This window comes from Streptomyces sp. NPDC053474, from assembly GCF_044544845.1.
In the GTDB taxonomy this organism is placed as follows: domain Bacteria; phylum Actinomycetota; class Actinomycetes; order Streptomycetales; family Streptomycetaceae; genus Streptomyces.
Genome location: NZ_JBITXV010000023.1, coordinates 34,099 through 53,461, shown reverse-complemented (window position 1 = coordinate 53,461; position 19,363 = coordinate 34,099). Strand labels below are relative to the sequence as shown.

The window sequence follows — 19,363 nt, the reverse complement described above, 5'->3', positions numbered from 1 at the left end:
GCGGGGGTCCGGGACCGGGCATCGGACCTCCGCCGACGCAGGGTGGTAGCGCCCGCCGGGCGCGGCCGCCCACCCGTACAGAGGTGAGGGCCGCGCACAGCGTCTCGTCAGATGAGTAGGACAGGTCTCACTGGTGGTCGAACTCGGCCTCGAATGCGTCGATCTCCTCCTGGTCCAGGTCGAGGAGGTCGACGCTGGAGGGGATCTCACCGCCCGCGGCAGGGTCATCCGCGCCCAGCTCCACGATCGTCGCGATGCCCGCTGGCGTCCGGTGCTCGAACACCTCCCGCGGGCCGAAGGCCATGCCGTCGCGGTGGGCCCGCGCCGCTAGTTGCATCGAGAGGAGCGAATCCCCGCCCAGCTCGAAGAAGCTGTCGTCCGCACCGACCCGCGGCAGCCCGAGCACCTCGGCGAACAGATCACACAGCATCCGTTCGACCTCGGTGACCGGCTCCCTGTCCGAGACGCGGCCGCTGAAGTCGGGCTCCGGCAACGCCTTGCGGTCGACCTTCCCGTTCGCTGTCACGGGCAGCGCGTCGAGCACCACCACCGCCGCCGGCACCATGTACTCCGGCAACCGGGCCGCCACGCCCTCGCGCACGGCGACGGCGTCCACCGCGGCCTCCCCGGCAGGGGTCACATATCCCACCAGCCGTTCACCGGCATGGCTGGCGCGGACCACCGCCACCGCCTGCCCCACCGACTCCTGCGCAAGCAGCGCAGCCTCGACCTCACCAGGCTCGATCCGGAAGCCCCGTACCTTCACCTGGTCGTCGACACGACCGACGAAGACCAACTCCCCTTCCGGGTTCCACCAGACCAGGTCCCCAGTCCGATACATCCGCTCACCCGAGCCGAACGGATCGGCTACGAACCGAGCCGCGGTCAACCCCGCTCGGCCCAGATACCCCCGCGCCACACCCACACCGGCGATGTACAACTCGCCCACCGCACCCGGTGGCACCAACCTCATCCACGCATCCAGGACGAGCGCCCGGGTATTCGCGGTCGGATACCCGATCGGCGGAATCTCATCACCGTCCGGAATGTCCCGGCCGATCGTCATGGCGATCGTGGCTTCGGTCGGCCCATAGGTGTTGATCATCTGGCGCCCGGGCGACCATCGGTGCACGAGTTCAGGAGGACACGCCGCCACGCCCAGTACCAGGCAGGGCAGTACCGAGTCGGGTGCTGCGGGAACGGTGGCCAGCACGGGGGGCGGGATCAGCGCATGGCTGATCTCCCGGCTCGCCAGCACCTCAGCCAGCTCTCCACCGGCCACCACACCCTCGGGCGGAACCACCAGGGCCGCGCCGCCACCGACAGCCATCAGCAGTTCCAGCACCGAGACGTCGAAACTCGGCGATGCCAACGCCAGGACCCGGCTCCGTGTGGTCAGGTCGAGGCGCTCGACCAAGCTGCTGGCCAGACTGGCCAGACCGGTGTGGGTGACCACAACGCCCTTGGGCTTTCCGGTGGAGCCGGAGGTATAGATGAGGTAAGCCGCATTTTCGGGCTCTGCCCGCGACCGCACCGGGTCGGTGGGGTATCCGCTGACCGCACGCACCACCGACTCGTCCACCACGACCGCCGGTCGCGCGTCGGCGAGGATGTAGTCGATGCGCGCCTGGGGGTAGTTCGCGTCGATGGGCAGCCAGGCGGCGCCGACCTTGGTGACACCAAGGACGGCGATCACCAGTTCCAGACAGCGGGGCAACATGATCGCGACCCGGTCCTCGGTTCCGACGCCGTGGTCGATGAGCCAGTGGGCGAACTGGTTGGCCCGGACGTCGAGCTGGGCGTAGGTCAGCGACTGGTTCTCGAAGATCGCCGCGGTCGCCTCAGGGGTGGCGGCGACCCGCGCGGCGAACATCTCCGGCAGCGTCTGGGCCGGCACCTCCACCGCGGTGTCATTGAACGCCCGCAGCTGTCGCCGCTCGGCATCGGTCAGGATCGGCACCGTGGACAGCGGCACCTGCGGAGCAGCGACCAGGGCTTTCAGCACCTGCGTGAACCGATCCAGTACGGCATCGGCCTGCGCGGCGGTGACCAGCTCCGGCTGGCGTTCCAGGCGCAGTTGCAGGCCGTCGGCCGGGATGGCGGTCAGTGCCAGGGGATAGTGGGTGGAGTCGGCATCAGTCACACCCCGCACACGCAGCCGATCCGGTTCCGCGTCGGCAGCCGCGTCATCGGTCGCAGCGGGCTTGGGGTAGTTCTCGTAGACGAAGAGGGTGTCGAAGAGCTGCCCGAGCCCGACGGCCTGCTGGATGTCGGCGAGCCCGAGGTGGTGATGAGCCAGCAGCGCTGTCTGCTCGCTCTGCAGTCGCCGCACCAGCTCGGTGAAGGTGTGCTGCGGCTCCATCCGTACCCGGACCGGGACGGTGTTGATGAAGAGTCCGACCATGGTCTCGATCCCGGGAAGCTCGGCCGAGCGCCCGGACACCACCGACCCGAACACCACGTCGTCGCGACCGGTCATCGCCGCGAGGACCACTCCCCACACCGCCTGTAGCAGTGTGCTGACCGTGACGCCGAGCTCGCGGGCCTTCGCCACCACAGCCTCGAAGGACGCCTCGTCCAGCGCACCCCATATCTGTTCGGACATCTGGACCGGCACCGGCCGGTCCGCCGCGATCAGAGTCGGCTCCGGCAAGCCGGCCAAGGCGTCGCGCCATACGGTGATCGCAGCGTCTCGATCGGTTCTGCTCAACCAGGCCAGGTACTGGCCGTACGGTGTCACCGGCGCCAGCGTGAGCGGATCTGCTCCGTTGTCGTACAGCTTGAACAGTTCATCCAGCAGCAGGTGTATCGACCAGCCGTCGAGCAGGATGTGATGGGAGGTCAGCACCAGCTGGTATTGGTCCGGCCCCACCACGATCACCGCGAACCGCAGCAGCGGGGGCCGGGCGAGCTCGAACGGCCTCGCCCGTTCGGCCGCGGCCACCACCACCGCCTCGGCCTGCGGATCGGCCGATTCCGTCACGTCCACCTGGGTCAACGGCACCTCCACGGTGCCGGCGATCACCTGGTAGGGGACCCCGGCGGCGCTGTGCCGGAAGCCGGCGCGGAGGTTGGCGTGCCGGTCCAGCAGCTCGCGCACCGACTTCCGCAGCAGCCGCATGTCCAGCGGGCCGGTCAGGTCCAGCACCGCCTGTGCGGTGTAGACGTCGACGCCGTCGCCTACGTAGCCGGCGTGGAAGGCCAGGCCGTGCTGCAACGGGGAGAGCGGCAGCACCTCGGCCAAGCCACCGGCACCCGAGTGTTCGGCCTCAAGGGCCTCGATCTCGTGCTGCTCCAGGTCGACGAGAGCGAAGTCGGATGCGGTGTGTCCGCCTGCGGCAGGGTCAGCCGCCTGGCGGGCCAACCCGGACAACATGTCCAACCATTCCTGGCCCAGTCGTTCGATCTCGGCTTCGTCGAGCAGGTCGTCCGGCCATTCCAGTGTGAGCGTCAGCCGCGGACCGTCCGGCAGGTCCTGGACGATCGCGTTGGCGTCCACCGCGTGCGGCAGATCCGTGCTCGCGTCCATCGCACTGCCGATGTCCCCGGCCAGCTGCCACGCCCGGCCATCGTTCTGGTCCCCCACAGCGAACCGGCCCAGGTAGTTGAACCCGATCTGGGGCGACGGCAATGCCGCGAGGACCGGTCCGGTCTCACCGTTGAGATGGCGCAGCAACCCGTAGCCGAGCCCATCGCCGGGCACGGCCCGAGACTGCTCCTTGACCGCCTTCAGCAGGCGCCCGGCCGCCGAACCACCGGAAAGCGCATCTGCCAGGTCGATCCCCGCCACATCAAGGCGCACCGGATGCACGCTGGTGAACCAGCCCACCGTCCTGGACAAGTCCATCCCGTCGACGGGGTGACGGCCATGGCTTTCCACATCCACCAACAGCGCGTCCACGCCGTGCCACCGGGCCACCGCGCCGGCAAGACCGGCCAGCAGGACTTCATTCGCCCCGCAGTGGTACACCCCCGGAGCCCGTCCCACCAGGACCGACGTCTCCGCCTTCGGCGCGACCCACGACCGCGAGCGCACCACGCCGCCCGTGCCCCGGCCCGGGGTCAGCTCGCGCGCACCTGCCGGTTGGTCCTCCTGACCGACGATCGCCTTCCACGCCGACAACTCGCCGATCCGCTCCTCGGAGACCGCCCACTCCTGCAACAGACCTGCCCACTGCCTGAACGACACCCCCACGGGTTCCACCACCGGATCCCGCCCGGCGGCCACCGCCTCGCAGGCGGCCCGCAGATCCGGCAGCAGGACCCGCCACGACACCCCGTCGACCGCCAGGTGATGCACCACCAGCACCAGGCGGCCCAGCCGATCCGGCCCCCTGTCCACCCATACCGCCTGCACCACCACACCCGCCGCGGGGTCGAGCCGCTCCACCGCCTTGCGCGCGGCGTTCTCCACGACCTCATCCAGCGAGCGTCCAGCGGCCTCCACGCGCGTCACCAGCCCGGCCGGATCCACCGACCCGGGCTCACCCACCACCAACCGCCCCGGCTCCACCCGCAGCCGCAACATGTCATGGGAGTCCACCAGCGCCGCGAGACCGGCCGCCAGCACGTCCTCCGCCAGATCCGGCGGCGCGCCCACCACCGCCCACTGGGCGAACCCCGCTCCCACGACCCCATCCCCGAGCATCCGCATGACCGGCGTCCACTCGACACCACCCACACCGTCGGCCGCGGGGACATGGTCACTGTGCGGCAGCGGCGATTTGGCCGTCAGCCGCGCGAGCCGCTCCGGCGTCCTGCACTCGAAGACATCCCGTGAGGTGAACGTCAAACCGGCATGCCGCGCCCGCGACGCCAGCTGCATCGAGAGGATCGAATCCCCACCCAGTTCGAAGAAGCTGTCGTCCGCACCGACCCGCGGCAGTCCGAGCACCTCGGCGAAGAGGCCGCACAACACCCGCTCGGCCTCCGTGACCGGCTCCCGCCCCGCGGTCGCGGCGGCGAAGTCGGGATCAGGCAGCGCGCCCCGGTCGATCTTCCCGTTCGCCGTCACCGGCAGCGCGTCCAGCGCTATCACCGCCGCGGGCACCATGTGCTGAGGCAGCCGAGAGGCAAGCCCCTCGCGCACCGCGTGCGGATCGATGTCGCTGGGTGCGACATAGGCCAGCAGTCGGTCCGCTCGGACGGTCACCGCGGCTTGGGAGACCCGTGGGTGGTCGGCCAGAGCAGACTCGATCTCGCCGGGTTCGATCCGGAACCCCCGGACCTTGACCTGGTCATCGGCCCGTCCGGCGAACACGAGGTCGCCCTGGCTCGTCCAGTACGCCAGATCCCCTGTCCGGTACATCCGCTCGCCAGGCGCGGACGGATCAGCCACGAACCGCTCCGCCGTCAGCCCCGCGCGACCCAGATAGCCGCGGGCCAACCCGATTCCGGCCACGTACAGCTCACCGACGACCCCCGGCGGCAACGGCAGCAAGAACGCGTCCAGCACATAGCAACGGCCCCCCGCGATCGGCGTCCCGATCGGGACCACGTCCCGGCCCGCCGCCAACGGCGTACTCATCGCCGCGCACACCGTGGCCTCGGCAGGACCATAGGCGTCGATCAGCCGCAGCCCCTGCGACCAGCGATCCACCAGGCTCGGCGGGCAGGCCTCCCCCGCCACCACCACCGTCTGCAGCTCGTCCGGCAAGACGTCGACTGTGCCAAGGACCGACGGCGGAACCGTCACGTGCGTGACCCGCCACCGTTCCAGCGCCTCGGTCAACGACACCTGCGGCGGCAGATCCCGCGCCGGCGCCATGACCAGCGTCGCCCCCGACAACAACGTCATCAACACCTCGGACACCATGGCGTCGAAGCCCAGCGCCGCGAACTGCAGGACCCGTGACGACGGCGACACAGCGAACCGATCGATCTGCGCCGCCGCCAGGTTGCCGAGCCCGGCGTGGGAGACGACGACCCCCTTCGGAGCGCCTGTCGACCCCGACGTATACATCACGTACGCCGCGTCACCCGGACCCACCTGCGGCAATCCCGCGTCCGAGCCCTCCGTCAGATCGGCCTCGCCGACCACTACCAGTCGATCCGCGAACTCCTCCGGCACGGCCGACCGGGTGGTTCCGACACACACCACCGACACCGGATCGGCGTCATCCAGAATCCACTTCACGCGTTCGGCCGGATAGGCCGGATCCACCGGAACGAACGCGCCGCCCGCCAAGGAGACGCCCAGTATCCCGACCAGCCACCACGATGACCGCTCCACCACCACGCCCACCCGGTGCTCAGGACCGACCCCGCGGGCCCGCAGCACGGCGGCCAATCCCACCGCCCGGTCCCACAACTGCCCGAACGACAGCTCACCTTCAGCGTCCACCACCGCGACGTCATTCGAGCGCTCCCTCACCACCCGCCTCACCAAGGCAGGCAAGGACTCCCCCGCCGCCAACGCCGGGGCCGGCTCAGGCGTCCCGCCCTCGGCCATACCGACCCGCCCCACCAGTCCGGACGGATCAGCGACCAGTGCGGCGAGCGCGTCGACGAACCACTGGAGAGCCGACTCCGCGACGCTCTCGCGGATCTGCCCGCGCCAGTAGCTGAGCTGGATCCGGAAGTGATCTCCCGGGATGATGCCGAGAGTCAGCGGATAGTGGGTCCCCTCGACCGTGCCCAGATACGTGAACTGGCCTGCGAACTCGCGTGGATAGTTCTCGAACACCAGCAACGTGTCGAAGGTCGCGCCGGCGCCGGCCGACTTCTGGATCTCCGGCAGCCCCAGGTGCTGATGCGGGATCAGGGCCGCCTGTCGGCGCTGCACCTCGGTGAGCATGTCGATGACTGATTGCCCGCCGTCCAGAGGCACCCGGACCGGCACCGTGTTCATCATGAGGCCCGGCATCGACTCCACACCCGGGAGCTCCGCGGGACGGCAGGCGACCGTGGCGCCGAAGACCACGTCGGTCCGGCGCAGAAGCCGCGCCAGAACCATCGCCCACGCACCCTGCACCACCGTGTTCAGCGTCAGGCCGTGGTCGCGGGCCAACCGCGTCAGCCGGGTGTGGAGATCCGTCGGCAGGTGGACGACGTGGTGGTCGTAGTCCGCCACGGGGGCCGCTGTCGCGACCAGCGCCGGCTCGCCCAGACCGGACAGCTCCGCCCGCCAGGCCGCACGGGCCGCGTCCTTGTCCTGCCGGTCGAGCCAGGCCAGGTAATCCCGGTAGGAGGCCGAGCCAGCCCGTTCCGGGGGCTGCCCGCCGGCCGCGTACGCCTCGGCGGCCTCGTTGAGGATGACCGCCACCGACCAGCCATCGATGAGCGTGTGGTGAATGACGACCAGCAGGCGGTGCCGGTCCTCCGCGACGCGCATCAGCACCAGCCGGGCCAGCGGGGCCTCGGCGAGGTCGAACCGTGTCTTCTGTTCCCGTTCGACCAGGGCGTCGACGGCCGCGTCGACATCGCTCGCACCCGTCAGATCCACCTCCTGCCACGGCAAGGTGACGTGCCGGTGGACGATCTGCACCGCCTTGCCCGACGGGAGCCGATGGAAGCTGGGCCGAAGCTGGGGGTGCCGAGCGAAAACCGCTTCCCACGTGGCCCGCAGCAGGGGTACGTCCAGCGGTCCGCTCAGCTCCACGAGCCAGTGCACCTGGTAGATGTCGCGGCCCTGGTCACCGAGACCCTGGTCATCGAGGGTCGACTGGAAGAGCAACCCCTCCTGGAGCGGTGCCAGCGGCCAGACCTCCTCCGCCTCCGCATGGGCGATCGCCAGGTCGGCCTCGTCTTCCGCGGTCAGGGCGATGAGCGGCTGGTCGGCGGGGCGATCAGCAGGGACGGCGCGCGCCACGGCCGCCAGGCGTGCGGGCGTCTGCTCCTCCAGGATCTGGGCGGGTGTCAGCAGCAGGCCTGCTTTGACCGCGCGTGCCGCCATGCGCATCGCGACGATCGAGTCTCCGCCCAGCTGGATCAAGCCGTCGTCGACCCCCACTCGTTCCAGGCCGAGCAGCTCGGCGAAGAGATCGCACAGAACACGCTCCGGCTCGGTCACCGGTTCACGGCCGGTCGCGTTCGCCGCGAACTCGGGCGCGGGCAGTGCCGCTCGGTCCACCTTGCCGTTGGCGGTCAGAGGGAGTGCGTCCAGCACGATGACAGCGGCCGGAATCATGTACTCCGGCAGTTCGGCGCCGAGACGCTCGCGGATGAGGTCGGGATCGGCGTCCCTGTCCGCCACCACGTAACCGATCGGGCGTCCGTCGACCGCCACCAGCACGGCGTCGTCGACGCCCGGCTGAGCTGTCAGCGCGGCCTCGATCTCGCCGGGCTCGATCCGGTATCCGCGGATCTTCACCTGGTGATCGACCCGGCCCGCGAACAGCAGCTCGCCGTCCTCGGTCCACTGGGCGAGGTCCCCTGTCCGGTACATCCGTCCACCCGGCACCTGACCGCCGCCGCCCTCGGCAGCGCTGTCGGGTGCGTACGGATCCGCCACGAACCGCTCCGCCGTCAGACCCGGCCGGTTCAGATAGCCGTCCGCCAGACCGGCACCGGAGAGGTACAGCTCACCGACCACACCCGGGCCCACGGGCCGCAGCGACTCGTCGAGCACGTGAGCCCGGCGGCCCGGCAGCGACCGTCCGATCGGCAACGTCGGACCCATCGCGTCACCTGGCTCGAGCACATGCCACGTCGCCCACACAGTCGCTTCGGTCGGGCCGTACAGGTGCCGGATCCGCGCTCGGGGACAGGCCTCCCGCACTCGTCGCACCGCGTGCGCGGGCACCAGGTCACCACCGGTCTGCACCTCATGGAGCCCCGCGAAGGACTCCGGCGACTCCTCCGCCACCGCGCGGAAGTTCCCGGCGGTCAGATACGCCCTCGTCAACCCGGCCGCGACCAACTCCCGTAGGCGCTGAGCATCCACCGGCCCGGGCCCTGCGATCATCACACGGGCGCCCCACGCCAGCGGCACCCAGATCTCGAACATGGACGCGTCGAACGCGTACGGCGCGTGCATGAGGACCGCGTCGCCGGGTTCCATCGCCCAGCCGGGACTCTCCACCAGCTCCACAAGGCTCCGGTGCGGGATGGCCACCCCCTTCGGGGCGCCCGTCGAGCCGGAGGTGTACATCACGTAGGCCAGGTCGCCCGGGTGCACCGTGACCGCCGCCGCGTCGCACGCGCCTTCGTCCGTGGCGGCGTCCACCTCGATCGACTCGATCCCGTCCGGTACGCCGCCGCGCGCCGCGGCCGAACACACCATCAGGGACACCCTGGCATCCGCCACCATGAACGCCACCCGCCTCGATGGATAGGCGGCGTCCACCGGGACGTACACGGCCCCCGCCTTCCATACGGCGAGCAGCGCCACGAGTAGGTCGGGCGAGCGGTCCATCATGACCGCGACGCGGTCGCCGCGGCGGATGCCCCCATTGATCAGGCGTCCGGCCAGTCGGCCCGCTCGCTCATCGAGTTGCCGATACGTCAGGACCTGATCACCGGCTACGACGGCCACCGCGTCGGGCGCCCGGTCGACATGCGAGGCGAACAGCTCCAACACCGTCGGTGTGGCTTGCGCTGTGGAATTCATCGTTCTCCTTCACGGACCACCTGATGCACCGACCGGAGGGCCATGTCCGGCCCGAGCCCGGTGCCGAATTCGTCGGGCTCGGTGCCGTTGTCTCCCGGCTTGACGAACTGCGTGTGATAGAGCTCGGCGTAGAGGCCACCCTCGGCCAGCAACTCCTCGTGCGTCCCGCGCTCGCGGACCTGTCCGCCGTCGATCACGAGAATCTGGTCGGCCTCGCGGATCGTGGACAACCGGTGGGCGATCACCAGCGAGGTACGGCTGCGCAGGGCGGTCTTGAGTGCCCGCTGGACTGCGGCCTCCGACTCGGAGTCCAGATGCGCGGTGGCTTCGTCAAGGACGACGACCGAGGGCGCCTTCAACAGCAGCCGGGCGATGGCCAGTCGTTGCTTCTCCCCGCCCGACATGCGGTAGCCGCGGTCGCCCGAGACGGTGTCGAGCCCACTGGGGAGGGACTCGATCAGATCCCAGATCTGGGCCCCTTTGCACGCCTCGATCAGCTCGTCCTCGGTGGCGTCCGGGCGAGCGTAGAGGAGGTTCTCCCGGATCGTGTCGTGGAAGAGGTAGGTGTCCTGGCTGACCACCCCTACCGTCTCGCGGAGCGAGTCGAAGGTGAGGTCCCGCAGGTCGTGTCCGCCGACGCGAACCGTCCCTGAGTTCGCGTCGTACAGCCGGGACACCAGGTGGGTGAGGGTGCTCTTCCCCGCGCCGGACGGGCCGACGAGCGCGGTGAGGGTTCCGGCCCGCACGTGGAAGCTCACGTCGCGCAGGACGTCCGGCGTCACCTTCCCGCGTTCGCGATCGGACCGCAGATGCTCCAGAGACGCCAGTGAGACCTCGTCCGCGGTGGGATAGCGGAACGACACGTGCTCGAACTCGATGTCCGGCGCCACGTTCTTCGCGAGCGCGACCGCGTCGGGGCGTTCCTGGATCAACGGCTTCAGATCGAGCAGTTCGAAGACCCGGGAGAAGCTCACCACGACGGTCTGCGCGACCTGCTGCATCCCGGACAGCTGGGTGATCGGCCCGAACAGCCGCTGGAGCAGGGTGGCGATGGCGATCAACGTGCCGAGCTGGAAGGCCCCGTCGAGTACGAGTCCGCCACCGATCCCGTAGACGATCGCCGTGGCGAGCGAGGCCATCAGCGTCATCATCACGAAGGCCATCCGGCCCCAGACGGACAGGTTCACCCCGATCTTGCGGATCCTGTCGGCACGATCCGTGAGTTCGGCCATCTCCTCGTCCGGGCGGCCGAAGAGCTTGGAGAGCATCGCCCCCTGCACGTTGAACCGCTCCTGAAGCCGTCCGCCGAGGCCGGTGTTCTCGTCCATCTGCTGTCCGGTGCGCCGCTGTATCACCCGCCCCACGTGGACCCAGGGCACGATGAACAGCGGAACCAGCGCCAGCGTGATGAGCCCGACGAGCCAGGACAGGTAGAACAGCTCGGCCAGCACCACCACGACCATGACCGCACTGGTGGCCGCCATCAGCAAGCCGCTGAACTGCTGCTGAGCCATGATCAGTTCGGTGTGCAGCCGACCGACCAGCACCCCCGTCTGGGTACGCGTGAAGAACGCGAGCGGCAGCCGCCGGACGTGGTCGAGCGCCTGAACCCGCAGGTCGTAGGTGATCACCTGCCCGATCCGCCCGGAGATGTAGGCGGACACCAGCGACAACCCCGCGCCAAGGACGGCGAGGCCGGCGGCCAGGCATGCCATCAACACCACGACCCCGCGGTCGTTCTTGACGATGCCGTTGTCGACCAGCTCCCTCAGCAGCAAGGGAGTCGCGGCGACGGTAAGCGCCTCCATCGTGGCGACCACACCGAAGAGCGCCACGGTGCGGAGGTGCGGGCGAAAGTAGGCGAGCACGCGGCGCACCGTCCCCGGGTGGATCGTGGTCTGCCAGGGATCGGGATCGTCATCGCTCTTCCTCACCCCCTGGTAGCGCAACACCATTTCCACGCGGGTGCCCCTCTCAGACGACTCACGAAGTCAGCGAAGCCCCATCGTGCTGAATCACGTCGATGTCCACGAGTGAGTCCAACTGAACACTTCTGGCACTTGGACGCATCCGCCGGTGTCTGTGCCGCACGGCTGCCGCGGCACGGCTGACCACCACGGTCACCCTCCTGACCTGGGCCTCGTCGGCTTGCCGCCGCAGGGCGCAGGGGGAAAGGAGCAGCCCCGGAATTCCTGCTCGGTCATTTCTGGGGCCGCGGGCAGCGCGAGGTCCACCGGAATCCGGGCGGGTAGGTCCGCATCCGGATGGGAAGGGCCCGCGGGCACTCGCCGTCGGCTCACCGAGCCGTTTCAACCGGGCGCCGCGCGGATGCGGCCCGCCCAGGTGAGGGTGGGCCTTGGCCAAGCGATCGTCAAGGGCGTCGCCGGGCACGCGAGGGAACTCTCGCCCTCAGCCCGGGGCTGTCGGCGGGCTCTGCGTCGCGAGGTAACTGCCCGCCGCTCGGTGATCGTGATCGCACGCCGTCGGCGACGGCCTGACGCGGTAACGGGGTGGGTTCACGCCGAAGCCGCGGGCTGGACCGAGCATGTGGTCCAGGCCGCGGACGGTGGAGAAGGCGGTGGTCTCCGTCGAGGGCTCCTTCCCGACGCGTCGCGTCGGGAAGGTTCATCGTGGGCTCCGTGCACCCCGCCGAGTGGCCGCCGGTGGCGACCCGCGCGGTGCCGGTTCACCTGGGCTCACGGTCCCGCGCTGACCAGGATTCCTCGTCCTGCGTAGAACCGCTCGAAGACGCGTATGGGCAGCGACGCGGATTCTGCGTTGTGGGAGTAGCCCGACGGGTTATGGAACCGTACGATCCCGCCGCGGACCGCGTGAATCAGCACGAGGTGCCCTCCCCGTCGCGGTGCGGGGGTTCTCGGGTCGCGAATCTCAGGAGACACCGAAGCGATCAGGACCTGCCCGGGGTGCACCGCTCGGGCGGACGCTTGAAGCGGTGTCCGCTCGACCAGTTGGCATGTGAAGCCGAATTGTGAGCCGACCCAGGCCATGAACGGCCGGTATATCAGTCCGTGGACCTTGCCCTGGGGTTCCACCACGTAGCAGCCCCAGTCGAGGGCCTGCGCGAGGAGTTCGCGCATCGGCAGTCGGACATCCGTCCAGCCATGGAGCAGGGACTGCAGGCAGGCCAAGCCGCAGATTTTGCGGGACCAGAACAGGTACTCCTCGCGCGAGTGGTACCCGTCGGAGGCCCAGTCGTGCAGTTGCGACGGATCGGTGCGCCTCAGGAAGACGTCGATGCCCGAGGGGGCGGCACGCTGGATGACGACCTCGTCGTTCCGGTCCAGGCTTCCCCACTGTGAGACGTAGGGGAGGCTTCTGTCATGTGATGGGAAAGTCGAAGTAGACATCTGCATACGGCTCGCTTTCCAGCGTGTAGTGCCACCACTCGCTGTCGTAGCGAGCAAATCCACAGTCCTCCATGATGGAGCAAAGGTACTCGCGGTTTTCCGCTTCGATGGGCTTTATACCTGCTGCTCCATGATGCGAGATCGAGTCCATGAGGTCGTGGCCACCACCCATGCAAGCATTTTCTCCGGTGGCAAGGGTATAGAGCGTCAAGTCGACGGAACTACCGCGGCTGTGGCCCGACTTGGCGGCCACGTATCCCTTGTCGAAAAGCTCGGACCTCTCGATGTTGGGGTAGTGGCGCTGCTTTGTCCGACCGTCCTCCGGCTGTTCTGCCCAGCGCCGGAAGAAGTCGACGGCGCGTTGCGGACGGTATCCGTCCCAGACGAGCAGGCCGAAGCCATGGGTTGCGGCCTTTTCCTGTGCTCGTCCCAGGGCCGCGCACAAGGCTCTGGTGCCGACTATCCGATTCACCAGGTATCCGTCCACCGGCTGCCCGGTGAAGTTGTCCCAGGTGGCGTACTTGGCGTCCCAGCGGATGCCGGGCACCAGCTCGTCCAGGTACCCGAAGTCACCATTCATCGCTTTTCCCGGTCCAGTGTCATTGACACGAGCCGATCGAGGACGTCGGAAAGCGGCATTCCTGCGGCGGCCATCATCCGGGGGTAGCGACTGTAGGAGGTCATGCCGGGAAACGTGTTGACTTCGTTGAGTACCACCCGGCCGTCGTCCTGGAGGAACAGGTCCACGCGGGCGAGCCCCCGGCAGCCCAGTGTGCGGTAGACGTTCTTGGCACTCTCTTGGACGAGCTGACGCGATTCTTCGGAGATGTCGGCGGGAACGATGAACGTCGAGTTGTCCGAACCGGTCTCGGGTGAGGCCTCCTGGTGGATCCTGAAGAATCCGTGCGAGAGGGCTACGCGGTCCACCTCGCCCGCGATCAGGGCGGAGGAGTCCCCCAGGATCGCGCAGCCGATCTCGCTGCCGGTCACAGCCTCTTCGATCAGGACCTTCGAGTCGTACTGTCGCGCGGCGTCCAGGGCGCCTGGCAGGTCCTCCGCACCGGCAACCTTGCTGACGCCGAAGGACGAGCCCGAACGGGCCGGCTTCACGAAGACCGGGTAAGGAAGCTGGTCGGCGTCGACCTTCTCGTTCTCCGTGGTCACCCAGAAATTCGGCGTGGCGATGCCCCCGCTCTTGGCGACGGTGTAGGTCAGGGACTTGTCCATGCAAATGGCAGAGCTCTGGATATCGCAGCCGACATAGGGGACACCGGAGAGCTCCAACAGGCCCTGGATCGCACCGTCCTCGCCGAGTGTGCCGTGCAGAACGGGCAGCACGAGGTCCAGACGGACCACGTCGAATCGTTCCTGCTCCAGGACGAGCAGTCCGTGGACGCTTGGGTCGGGCGACAGCATGACCGGACGAGCCTCTGCGCTCTCCCAGCCCGCGCCAGGGGAATCACAGAGCTGCCAGGCACCGGACTGCGTGATGCCGATCCAGTACGGCTCGTATTTGTCGGCGTCGAGGTTCTTGGCGACCTCTTGGGCGGACTTGACGGAGACGGGGTGCTCCTCGGAAGAGCCCCCGAAGATGATTCCGATCCTCAGCTTGTTCATGCTTTCCCGCTTTCGAAGTCGAGGCAGTTGATGAGACTGTTCCTGATGGTGTCGCTCAGTGCGTGGTCGGTGTAATACGCCGTGTGCGGGCTGATGAGCACATTCGGCAGCTCCTGGAGCCGCAACAGCGAGCGGTTCCCGATGGGCTTGTTCCGGCAGTCGGTGTAGAAGATTCCTTCCTCACCGTCGAGGACGTCCAACGCCGCGCCGCCGAGTCTGCCGCTCTCCAACGCCCAAAGAAGAGCTTCGGTATCGATGAGTGGCCCGCGTCCCGTGTTCACGATGAACGCGCCGTGTTTCATCTGCCCGATACGTCGGCGATCGACGAGGTGGCGGGTTTCCGCGGTGAGCGGGGTGTGGAGCGTGACGATGTCGCTGTGCCGAAGCAGCTCGTCGATCGGCACGTAATCGGCAGAGGTCTTGGGGCGATTGTCGTAGGCCAGCACGCGGCAGCCGAAGCCTCGCAGCCGGTCGATGACCGCTGTGCCGATACGCCCCGTGCCGACCACTCCGACAGTCAAGTCGCGCAGCTCTTTGCCGCGTATCTCACTCAGTCGGTAGTCATGAGCATCGGTGCGACGGATGGTGGCTTTCGCGTGACGCACGGCCATGAGCATCAGCATGAGCGTGTAGTCGGCAACACTGTCGGGAGAGTACGCCACGTTCCCGACGGAGATACCGACACTTTCCGCGTGGCCCACGTCGATGTGGTTGTATCCGACGCTGCGTGTGGAGAGATACTCCACACCGACACGGCTCAGTGCGTTGAGCGTGGCACGCGTGACGCGCGTCTTGTGGCCGATGCTGATGCATCGGTTCCCGACTGCCAGGTCGATATTGGCCTCGGATACCGGCGCCTTCGTGATGGTCGGCACCACGTCAAAGCGAGGCGCTATTTCCCGGAAGAGAAGGGCCTCGTCCTGATCGCACCCATAGACGGTGATTCCCGTTGTCGAGACAGTCCGTGAGGTCGCCACCGGCGGTCGGGTGCGCAACGTCGTCGCTCGTGTCGGTCCGCTGGAACTCATGCCTACCAGTCAAGAGGACCTGGTGTTGCCAGCGCGTATGCGTTTTTTGATACGCCGACGATATGTTGCCGACCGCTCCAAGCGCAGGCCGATGCTTGACTTGTTCCGCAAGGGCGAGTGCCCAGCCCGTAGCGGGTGCCGACGAGGCGAATGCCCAGGCCAGCAGCACTGTTGTCGAGCCTGGCGCTCACACTGTCGGGGGTCAGGTCGACCCCACGGGGTGGGCCTCCGCAGCCGCCCAGCCGCGGCCATGCTCTCGCGGGTGTTGGTCGGCAACATATCGTCCGCGTATCGAAAACTGCATACGCGCTGACAACACCACGCTTCCTTGACTGGAAGGCATGAATTCCAGCGAACCAGCCTCTGCCGTCCGCTGCCTCGCCAGCCCGCCCCCGATCGCCGTCCCAGCGACCGGACGGTTGTTGACGTGCTTCACCGATCCTTGCGCGGTCCAGGCATGATCCCGCTCAGCCTCGGCGAGATCGCCACAGTAGTCGGTGGGACGGTCGAGGGCGACGACGCCGTGACAGTGACCGCCCCGGCCGTGCTCGACAGTCGGCAGGCCGAGCCGGGCGGCCTCTTCGTCGCCTTCACCGGCGAACACGTCGACGGCCACGACTACGCCGTCCAGGCCGGCCGGGCGGGCGCGGTGGCCGTGCTCGGCTCCCGGCCCACGGCGCTGCCGACCGTCGTGGTCGAGGACGCCACGGCCGCGTTGCAGGCGCTCGCCGCCCACGTCGTGGCACAGCTGCGCGACCGGCTGACCGTCGTCGGAGTGACCGGATCCCGCGGCAAGACCAGCACCAAGGACCTGCTGGCGGCCGTCCTGTCGAGTTCCGCGCCGACGATCGCCACGGTCGGCTCGCTCAACAACGAACTCGGCATGCCGCTCACCATGCTGCGTTCCGACGAGGCCACGCGGTTCCTCGTCCTTGAGATGGGTGTCCGCCGCATCGGCGACATCTCCAAGCTCACCGGCCTGGTCGCACCCGACGTCGGTGTCGTCCTCAACGTCGGCCAGGCCCACCTCAGCCATCTCGGGTCGCGCGAGGCGATCGCCCAGGCCAAGGGTGAGCTGGTGCAGGGTCTGGCACCCGGCGGCACCGCGGTCCTGAACGCCGACGACCCTCGGGTGGCCGCGATGCGCTCGCTCACCGACCGCCCGGTGCTGACGTTCGGCCAGGCGGAACACGCCGACGTTCGCGTGCTCGACGTGGTCCTTGACCGGCTCGCCCGGCCGTCCTTCACCCTGCGGACCGCCGCCACCTGGGCTCCGGTCACGCTGCCGCTCGTGGGCACTCACCAGGCGCTCAACGCGTCGGCTGCCGCGGCGGCGGGGCTGGCGGCCGGCGTCTCCCTCGATGTGGCCGCGACGGCGCTGCCCACGGTCGCGCTGTCGAAGTGGCGCTTGGAGCTACGCGACCTCGTCGGCGGCGCAACGCTGCTCGACGACTCCTTCAACGCCGACCCCGACTCGACCCGTGCCGCCCTGGACACGCTGGCGGCGATCGAGGGCAAGCGCCGCATCGCCGTCCTCGGCGAGATGCTCGAACTCGGCGACGACAGCGAGGCCCAGCACCACGCCATCGGGGAGTATGCCGCCTTCCATGCCGACGTGGTGCTCGCGGTTGGCGCGCAGCCGATCGCCGACGGTGCCGGAGAGCGGGCGGTGGCGCTGCCCGACAACGCCGCGGCCGTCGAGTGGCTGCGCGGTCGGCTCACCGCCGGCGATGTGGTGCTCGTCAAGGCTTCCCGCGGGGCGCGTCTCGACGAGGTCTCCGCCGCGCTCACGTCCGGGCCCCACCCGCGGTAGTTCCCTGCCATCCCAGCCCGGGCGTCGGTGAACAGTGAGTGGGGGGCGACGGCGGTGGCCCTCATCTCGTTGCCGCCACCGTCTGGGCCGGGTCGGAGGACACGCCTGGTACAGCTACAGCGCCTCCGCCACGGCCGAGAGGGAGATTCGTCAGGCCCGATCGCCATCTGTCCGTGCGTGCGCTACCGCGGCGGGCAGCTGCACCGTGACGCGGAGGCCGCCAGCGGGGCGCGGGGTGAGGGTGAGGGTTCCGTCATGTGCCTGGGTGATGGTCTTGACGATGGCCAGGCCGAGGCCGACACCCGCGTGGCTGTTGTGTATGCGTTCGGTGCCGCGCTGGAATGGCTCGGTAAGGGTCGCGACCAGCTGTGAGGTGAGCTTCTCGCCGGTGTTCTCGACAGTGAGCACAACCGTGTGGGGGCGGACGCTGGTATTCACCCATACGACGCCCTTTTCAGGCAGGTTGTGGCCGATCGCGTTGTGCAGAAGGTTCGTGGTCATCTGCAGCAGGAGCGCAGGTGAGCCGATGGTGGTGCCCACGTCGCCGGAGGTTTCGATGGTGACGCCCTGCTTTTCCGCCAAGGGGAGAAGCGTTTCCGTGGCTTCCTCCGCCAGGAGGGACAGGTCGACGGGTTCCCTGGCGAAGGACTGCTGGTTGGCGCGGCTGAGCAGGAGCAGTGCTTCAGTGAGGTCGATGGCTCGGGTGTTGACCACGCGGAGGCGCTCGACAAGCTCGCAGGTGTCGTAGTCCGGATCGTTGTGGGCCACGTCGAGAAGCGCCTGCGTGACCGCCAGCGGGGTGCGCAGTTCGTGAGAGGCATTGGCCGCGAATCGCTGCTGTTCGGCGACGTGGGCTTCGAGCTGCGCGAGCATGGTGTCGAAGGAGTCGGCGAGTTCGCGGAACTCGTCTCGGCGGCCCGCCAGGCGGATCCGGTAGGAGAGCGGACCGTTCGCCACCTTGCGTGTGGCGTCGGTGATGCGTATCAGCGGGGCGAGCATCCGGCCGGCCAGCACCCACCCGCCCACGAGACCGAACACCAGCAGGAACGCCAGCGCCATGATTCCCGCCGGGACGAAGACGACCGGGCCGAAGTTGCTCGGGTCGAAGACGCGGAGGAAGTCGGACCGATCGGGGACATTCAGGCTGTTCGACCTGCCCCTCAGAAGGAACACCCACGTGGCGGTGAGCAGCAAGGCGCCCGCGATCACGAGGAACCCGGCGTAGCTGAGGGTGAACTTGAGGCGGACGCTCAACCCTTGACGCCTATCCACGCACCGCTCCCCGGTCATCGTCGTCCGGTCCTGCGTCGATGCGGTAACCGACCCCGGGCACGGTCGCGATCAGCCAGGGCTCACCGAGGCGTTTGCGCAGGGCCGAGACCGTGATGCGCACGGCGTTGGTGAACGGATCGGCGTTCTCGTCCCACGCTCGCTCCAGCAACTCCTCCGCGCTGACGGCACCGCCTTCAGCGGCGACGAGGACCTCGAGCACAGCGAACTGCTTCCTGGTCAGCGCGATGTAGCGGCCATCGCGGTAGACCTCGCGGCGGAACGGATCCACACGCAAGCCCGCGATCTCTCGCACCGGGGGCCTGTTGTGGGCCCGCCTGCGGTTGAGTGCTCTGAGCCTGAGCACGAGTTCGCGAAGTTCGAAGGGCTTGGTGAGGTAGTCGTCGGCGCCGATCTCGAACCCGGTGGCCTTGTCGTCGAGCCGGTCGGCAGCGGTCAGCATGAGGATCGGCATGCCGCTGCCGGAGGCGACGATGTGTTTGGCGATTTCGTCACCGGTAGGTCCGGGGATGTCCCGGTCGAGGACGGCGATGTCGTAAGTGTTGGTACTCAGCATCTCCAGAGCAGTATCACCGTCCCCGGCGATGTCAGCCGCGATGGCTTCCAGGCGCAGCCCATCGCGGATGGCCTCTGCCATGTAGGGCTCGTCTTCGACGACTAATACACGCATAGCCTGATGCTACGAGCCGGTGCGTAT

Annotated in this window: 9 protein-coding genes; 1 reads left to right on the top strand and 8 read right to left on the bottom strand. The window is 68.5% G+C overall.

Translation table 11 applies throughout. The features are described from left to right. Positions 1 to 127 precede the first annotated feature (127 nt). The 6 genes from ACIG3E_RS37460 to vanH form a co-directional block, all read right to left on the bottom strand. Positions 128 to 9,550, bottom strand: coding sequence for an amino acid adenylation domain-containing protein (locus ACIG3E_RS37460; RefSeq protein ID WP_399624938.1), 9,423 nt, complete (start codon positions 9,548 to 9,550; stop codon positions 128 to 130). Further along, positions 9,547 to 11,427, bottom strand: coding sequence for an ABC transporter ATP-binding protein (locus tag ACIG3E_RS37455; protein ID WP_399624936.1), 1,881 nt, complete (start codon positions 11,425 to 11,427; stop codon positions 9,547 to 9,549). Before ACIG3E_RS37455 ends, ACIG3E_RS37460 begins: the two co-directional genes overlap by 4 nt. Before the next feature lie 819 nt (positions 11,428 to 12,246). Then, complete coding sequence (locus ACIG3E_RS37450) at positions 12,247 to 12,924, bottom strand: hypothetical protein (RefSeq protein ID WP_399624934.1); 678 nt, start codon at positions 12,922 to 12,924, stop codon at positions 12,247 to 12,249. Beyond that, positions 12,890 to 13,498: a D-Ala-D-Ala dipeptidase VanX gene (vanX, locus tag ACIG3E_RS37445; protein ID WP_399624932.1), complete on the bottom strand. Its 609-nt coding sequence runs from the start codon at positions 13,496 to 13,498 to the stop codon at positions 12,890 to 12,892. The genes ACIG3E_RS37450 and vanX overlap by 35 nt, the downstream gene beginning before the upstream one ends. Then, positions 13,495 to 14,535, bottom strand: a complete 1,041-nt coding sequence (gene vanA, locus ACIG3E_RS37440; protein WP_399624930.1) for a D-alanine--(R)-lactate ligase — start codon at positions 14,533 to 14,535, stop codon at positions 13,495 to 13,497. The genes vanX and vanA overlap by 4 nt, the downstream gene beginning before the upstream one ends. Beyond that, positions 14,532 to 15,563: a D-lactate dehydrogenase VanH gene (gene vanH, locus ACIG3E_RS37435; protein WP_399624929.1), complete on the bottom strand. Its 1,032-nt coding sequence runs from the start codon at positions 15,561 to 15,563 to the stop codon at positions 14,532 to 14,534. Before vanH ends, vanA begins: the two co-directional genes overlap by 4 nt. Before the next feature lie 457 nt (positions 15,564 to 16,020). Here vanH and murF point away from each other — a divergent pair, with 457 nt between their 5' ends. Beyond that, entirely contained in the window at positions 16,021 to 17,376 is a 1,356-nt protein-coding gene (murF, locus tag ACIG3E_RS37430) for a UDP-N-acetylmuramoyl-tripeptide--D-alanyl-D-alanine ligase (RefSeq protein WP_399624927.1), read from the top strand. A 150-nt stretch (positions 17,377 to 17,526) separates the two neighbouring features. Here the strand turns inward: murF and ACIG3E_RS37425 are convergent, their stop codons facing one another. Both ACIG3E_RS37425 and ACIG3E_RS37420 read right to left on the bottom strand, forming a co-directional pair. Further along, positions 17,527 to 18,648: a sensor histidine kinase gene (locus tag ACIG3E_RS37425; protein ID WP_399624925.1), complete on the bottom strand. Its 1,122-nt coding sequence runs from the start codon at positions 18,646 to 18,648 to the stop codon at positions 17,527 to 17,529. Then, positions 18,641 to 19,336 (bottom strand): response regulator transcription factor, encoded by a 696-nt coding sequence (locus tag ACIG3E_RS37420; protein WP_399624923.1) that lies wholly within the window; start codon positions 19,334 to 19,336, stop codon positions 18,641 to 18,643. Before ACIG3E_RS37420 ends, ACIG3E_RS37425 begins: the two co-directional genes overlap by 8 nt. Between the last annotated feature and the right edge of the window lie 27 nt (positions 19,337 to 19,363).

Coding starts and splice junctions, on each gene's coding strand:
- vanX (WP_399624932.1), bottom strand. CDS start 13,498: ATGAATGGTGACTTCGGGTACCTGGACGAGCTGGTGCCCGGCATCCGC.
- murF (WP_399624927.1), top strand. CDS start 16,021: ATGATCCCGCTCAGCCTCGGCGAGATCGCCACAGTAGTCGGTGGGACG.
- vanH (WP_399624929.1), bottom strand. CDS start 15,563: ATGAGTTCCAGCGGACCGACACGAGCGACGACGTTGCGCACCCGACCG.
- ACIG3E_RS37460 (WP_399624938.1), bottom strand. CDS start 9,550: ATGAATTCCACAGCGCAAGCCACACCGACGGTGTTGGAGCTGTTCGCC.
- ACIG3E_RS37450 (WP_399624934.1), bottom strand. CDS start 12,924: ATGCAGATGTCTACTTCGACTTTCCCATCACATGACAGAAGCCTCCCC.
- ACIG3E_RS37420 (WP_399624923.1), bottom strand. CDS start 19,336: ATGCGTGTATTAGTCGTCGAAGACGAGCCCTACATGGCAGAGGCCATC.
- vanA (WP_399624930.1), bottom strand. CDS start 14,535: ATGAACAAGCTGAGGATCGGAATCATCTTCGGGGGCTCTTCCGAGGAG.